Source organism: Oleiphilus sp. HI0123, from assembly GCF_001635315.1.
Map to the genome: position 1 here is coordinate 1 of NZ_LWGE01001274.1, position 4,119 is coordinate 4,119.

At 43.3% G+C, this 4,119-nt stretch carries 7 protein-coding genes; 3 read left to right on the forward strand and 4 right to left on the reverse strand.

Features of this window, described 5'->3' with window-relative positions; genetic code table 11:
* Positions 1-147: 147 nt before the first annotated feature.
* Genes A3761_RS15115 through A3761_RS15125 form a run of 3 tightly spaced genes read right to left on the reverse strand, consistent with a single transcriptional unit; the run spans position 148 to position 2,054 of the window.
* Positions 148-498 carry a P-II family nitrogen regulator gene (locus tag A3761_RS15115; protein ID WP_068511238.1) on the reverse strand — a complete coding sequence of 117 codons (351 nt, stop codon included), beginning with the start codon at positions 496-498 and terminating at the stop codon, positions 148-150.
* Between the two features lie 44 nt (positions 499-542).
* Entirely contained in the window at positions 543-1,337 is a 795-nt protein-coding gene (locus A3761_RS15120; RefSeq protein WP_068511240.1) for a DUF1538 domain-containing protein, read from the reverse strand.
* Between the two features lie 15 nt (positions 1,338-1,352).
* Positions 1,353-2,054, reverse strand: a complete 702-nt coding sequence (locus A3761_RS15125; protein ID WP_068511339.1) for a DUF1538 domain-containing protein — start codon at positions 2,052-2,054, stop codon at positions 1,353-1,355.
* 385 nt (positions 2,055-2,439) lie between these two features.
* On the opposite strand from A3761_RS15125, the gene A3761_RS15130 reads away from it, so the two are divergent.
* The 3 genes from A3761_RS15130 to A3761_RS29045 all read left to right on the forward strand — a co-directional run bounded on the left by A3761_RS15130 (position 2,440) and on the right by A3761_RS29045 (position 3,810).
* A complete protein-coding gene (locus A3761_RS15130; protein WP_068511242.1) occupies positions 2,440-3,027 on the forward strand; it encodes a hypothetical protein in 588 nt (195 codons plus the stop codon).
* 183 nt (positions 3,028-3,210) lie between these two features.
* Positions 3,211-3,615, forward strand: a complete 405-nt coding sequence (locus tag A3761_RS15135; RefSeq protein ID WP_068511243.1) for a hypothetical protein — start codon at positions 3,211-3,213, stop codon at positions 3,613-3,615.
* A 78-nt stretch (positions 3,616-3,693) separates the two neighbouring features.
* Complete coding sequence (locus A3761_RS29045) at positions 3,694-3,810, forward strand: PEP-CTERM sorting domain-containing protein (RefSeq protein WP_082865496.1); 117 nt, start codon at positions 3,694-3,696, stop codon at positions 3,808-3,810.
* Between the two features lie 106 nt (positions 3,811-3,916).
* Here the strand turns inward: A3761_RS29045 and A3761_RS27770 are convergent.
* Positions 3,917-4,119: hypothetical protein (locus A3761_RS27770; protein ID WP_197473059.1), on the reverse strand; the 203-nt coding region annotated here is incomplete at its 5' end.

The following is a 4,119-nucleotide window of genomic DNA, read 5'->3' on the forward strand; positions in this document are numbered from 1 at the left end:
CCTCATTACGTTTTTTGATAATCACGTAGCTAGCATTATGCTCTTTCATTTGAATCAAGGCGTCTTTAACGGTCATCATGCCGTCCATTTCAACGTAGTTACTCCGCATGACATCCTTAATTTTAACAACCGTTTTATTGGTATGACTCATAACTCTTCCTCGACTTTAGCTGCAATAGATTGTATTTGGTGCGAGACGCCCACAGCATCTTCAACATCTAACTGTACGGCAATTCCCGTACCCGGACTGGTATCGAATTCGCCTACCTGTCCAATAGTCTCTAATATATGCCGGCTTAAGTGCTCTTCAACTATAAACAGCAAGACATCCCGTTGAGTCTCCAGGGTCAGGCCAAAAAAAGTCTTACTCTTTTTAATCCCTTCGCCTCTGGCATGGTTGATCACTGTGGCACCAGTCGCCCCAGCTTTTCGCGCAGCCTTCATGACCTTATCGGTTTTGTCATCCTCTACAAACACCAGCAATAATTTAAAATGCATGTACTTTCCCCTATTCGAAATTCTCTACAAACTCTGTACAGAGCTTATTCAACTTGTGCCAAGCCCTGTTGTTGGTTTCGCTTAGCCAAATACTCAGTAATTTGCGCATAGGCCATCACCGACATTATTGGAAATAAGCTAGCAAAAGCGATTAAACCAAAACCATCAATCAAAGTGCTTCGCCCAGGTACTGTTTCAGCTAAGCCTAAACCCAAGGCTGCAACCAAAGGCACAGTTACAGTAGATGTCGTTACACCACCTGAGTCATAAGCCAAAGGCACGATCAGTTTGGGTGCAAAACAAGTTTGAATTACGACGACCACATAACCAGAGATAATAAAATAATGGATCGGAATTCCGGTAACGATACGATAAGTTCCTAAGGAAATACCTACTGCTACACCAATTGCGACGGCAATACGCAAACCCCAAATGCCGATCGCACCACCCGATACTTCATTCGCCTTGATCGCTACAGCTATTAGAGAGGGCTCTGCTATCGTGGTACTAAATCCTATGGCAAAGGCGAACAGATAGACCCAATAATAATCAAACCACTGAAGTGCATCGGCACCAATATCCCTCGCTCCTGCTATAAAAGCTGGATCAGTCAACTGTTGCGCCATTAATTTACCTAAGGGAAATAAGGCTCTTTCCAAACCGAGTAAAAATAGCGATAACCCGATCAGCACGTACAAGAAACCAAACAGCACCCTTTTCATATTGGGTATAGGCTTGCGAATCACAAGAAATTGAAAGCCAAACAATATAGCCGCGATAGGAATCACGTCTTTAATCGTGGCGAACGTAATGTCGATAATATCGTTGAGAAGTTCCATTAAGCGCCGAGCTCCCTATATGATCATGCCGTAAGCCATCACGAATATCATCGGAGATAGCGACGCAAATGCGATTAATCCAAAACCATCAATCATCGGATTTCGGCCCTTGATTGATGAAGCCAAACCTACGCCCAACGCAGTCACCAGAGGAACAGTAATCGTTGAGGTTGTCACACCGCCCGAGTCATATGCAATCCCGATAATTTCCTTTGGTGCGAAACTCGTCATAATCACAACTAGAATATAGCCGCCAATAATCATCCATTGGATCGACCAGCCTGCAATAATACGCACCACACCCAGAACGATCGCCAAGCCTACAGAAAAAGCCACCGTAAATCGTAAGCCACTGGCATAACTTGTTTTAGCGGCTTCAGTTGCTTCGATCATGCCGCCTTCTGCGGCGACCGTTGCGGCTTCTGCAGCGACTGCTATCAAGGCAGGTTCAGCTATTGTCGTACCAAAGCCCAATGCAAAAGCAAAAGCAATCAGCCAAGCGACACTACCCTTCTTTGCTAAGGCATGAGCCATTGACTCACCGATCGGAAATAAGCCCATTTCCAGACCGAAAATGAAAAACGTCAAGCCAAGCAATACAAATATGACACCAATAATCATATCGACCAGGTTAGGTATCGGCTGCTGAAGTACTGCAAATTGAAAAAATGCAATAACAATTATGATCGGCGCCAGGTCTCTGAGACTACCTAGCATTGAACGAAAAATAGCGAGTATGCCTTGCTGCAAACTAAGTTCCCTTAATCTATACAAAGTTAGAAGTTGATAGCCCAAACAAGGTTTAGGCCCTAGAAACAAAACTCTAGAAATGAGTATAGGCCAATACTCACAAAGTGAAATTGACCTAAGACAATTTGAAAGCGCTTAGAGACCTTTACTTGTAGGTTTTACAAGGCCCAAGAACTCACTTAATCAGCAGCGACAAGCGTCGAATTACTTAACACTTATGATGTGACTTGCATCACAAAAAGAACCAATCATTACGATAAGCTACTGAAAAACATCACCAGACCTGAATAAAGTATTGTTATTGCATCAAGACTCTAGATTCTTAATCGACGCTTATTTCGAGGTGTATAAGATGTCTATTGTCAAAAGTCTCTTCCTATTTTTAGTTCTAATATTATCATCCAATCAAGCACTTTCACTTTCATGCGGAAGCAGTCTCAGAACAGCCGATCTAAGTCCTGCAACGAACTGTATAACGGGCCTAGGAAACCCCAGCATTAGTGCTATTAACGCCTTGTTTGACACCCCCCCTAGCTGGCAAAGAGTTAGCTCAGTAGAAGACAATACCTCTGGTGGTAGCGATGGCTGGTTTGGGGTGTCACTGGATCCAAACTCTAACTGGGGACAGAGCAATGTTTCTGGTGAATGGAGCTTAGATTCTGCCTTCTGGGATGCTTACAATGAGGGTGTAATATCAATGCGCGTAGGGAATGGAGGCGGAGACCCCGACTTTTTTGCTTGGAAACTGTCCGATGGAGCATCGACAGGAAGTTTCAGCTACGAGCGTCTAGCCGGTGGTGGAGGTGGTTTATCAAACCTAAAACTATGGGGACGAGTTACCGAAGTTATTCGCATTGAAGAACCTGCAAATATCGCACTCTTTATCATTGGCTTATTTGGCTTATTTGCCTCCAGACGCTTTAGCCAAACACACCCTTAATGTACATATGCGCAAGTTCACATTCACACAATTAACTGTCAGATTAGTTTACCCCCCCCATAACAAAACCTTATTTTTTACACTTAAAAAGCATGATAATTAATTGTAGTTAAAGACAGAGGCAAATCATTGGTACAATTTATGCGTTAAAACCCTTATGTAAAATTATTAACAGGGAATATCATGAAAAATACTCTTAAAATAATATCAGGTATTGCGTTACTAAGCTTTGCCAGCCAATCTTTTGCAGCGATTTGTACTAGCGAAGGGCGAACTGCAGAGTTAACCATATCCACCGTCTGTGAATCTGGTAATGGAAACCCACACACTAACGATATCAACAATCTGTATGGTGACGCACCTAGCTGGGAAAAAGTATCTGACATCGCCGGGGCTGAAGGTACTGACCTAAGCTTAGCTGATGGCCCATTACGAATCGGTTTAAATACAGGTTCTCTTTGGGGAAGCACCGACGTTACCGGAATATGGGGCATTCACAGTTCATTTTGGAGTCAGTTTGATGAAGCAGTGATCTCAATGCATGTTGGCGGAAACCCTCAAGATAACACTTCTGACTTCTTCGCATGATCCATTGCAACAAGCTCAACAACTGGCACGTTTGATTACAATCAAAGCTACGGAAATGGTGGCGGCTTATCTAACTTTATGCTTTGGGGAAGAAACACGGGTAACACAGTTGAGACTCCCGAGCCAGGCAGCATAGCTTTACTTGCTCTAGGCTTACTAGGTTTAGGTTTCTCTAGAAAGCTCTCTCAGCAGTAATAGTAAAAAATACGTTTCTGGGTATTGATTACCCAGAAACACCTTACTTCTTACCCTCATAGATGACACCAGCACTGAGAATCACCAGATCAAGCTCTACGATAAACTAAAGATTGAGCTCACCGAAACTCTTATTGAAGTCCCTTAACTGATCATCTCCCCGGTCATACTCCGCCTGCCATAAAAGATCTTTATAATCTGATAGGACACGCTCTATAGATCGACTTAACTCATCGAAGTCTCCGTCCGCGACATAGATGGCCGCACGTACAATTCGATTTGTTACACGCCAATTTGTTTTAACAAACA